Below are 611 nucleotides of genomic sequence, written 5' to 3' on the forward strand. Positions count from 1 at the left end.
GGCGTTGGTACGGCCTCGGATGCATCTATTGCAATGGAGCTTGGCTGTGATGGCGTACTGATGAATACCGCCATTGCTGCTGCAAGAGATCCTATAATGATGGCGCATGCAATGAAGCTAGCTGTAGACAGCGGCCGTGCAGCATATTTGGCTGGCCGTATGCCGAGAAAATTATACGCCTCAGCATCTTCGCCATTAGAAGGCTTGATTTAAGCCAACTTCAAAAAACAAAACAGGGAGTGCCGCAACTATGGCCCCGGCAAAGAAAGATAAAGTGAGCAGAAAAGAACAAATCTTGCAGGTTTTGGCAAGCATGCTTGAAGATAATCTCGGGGAGCGCATCACCACCGCAAAGCTTGCCGCAGAGGTTGGTGTTACTGAGGCCGCTTTGTATCGACACTTTCCGAGTAAGGCGAAGATGTATGAAGGTTTGATTGAGTTTATTGAAGAGACGGTTTTTACTCGCATTAACCGTATCAAGCAAGAGGGGCAGAACGCTCTGGATAAGCTCCAAAAAACGCTCACGTTAGTACTTGCTTTTTGTGAAAAGAATCAGGGTATGTGTCGTATTCTAGCAGGCGATGCGCTTGCCGGAGAGAGTGAGAAAGTGC

At 48.0% G+C, this 611-nt stretch carries 1 protein-coding gene and 1 pseudogene; both read left to right on the forward strand.

Annotation, left to right across the window (positions count from 1 at the left end; all coding sequences use genetic code 11):
• A pseudogene (locus A3751_RS21130) lies at positions 1-213 on the forward strand (thiazole synthase); the annotation flags it as partial.
• A gap of 37 nt (positions 214-250) precedes the next feature.
• Positions 251-611, forward strand: a 361-nt coding sequence (slmA, locus tag A3751_RS21135; protein ID WP_082863426.1) for a nucleoid occlusion factor SlmA, incomplete at its 3' end; no start/stop codon positions are given.

It is taken from the genome of Oleiphilus sp. HI0080 (genome assembly GCF_001635135.1).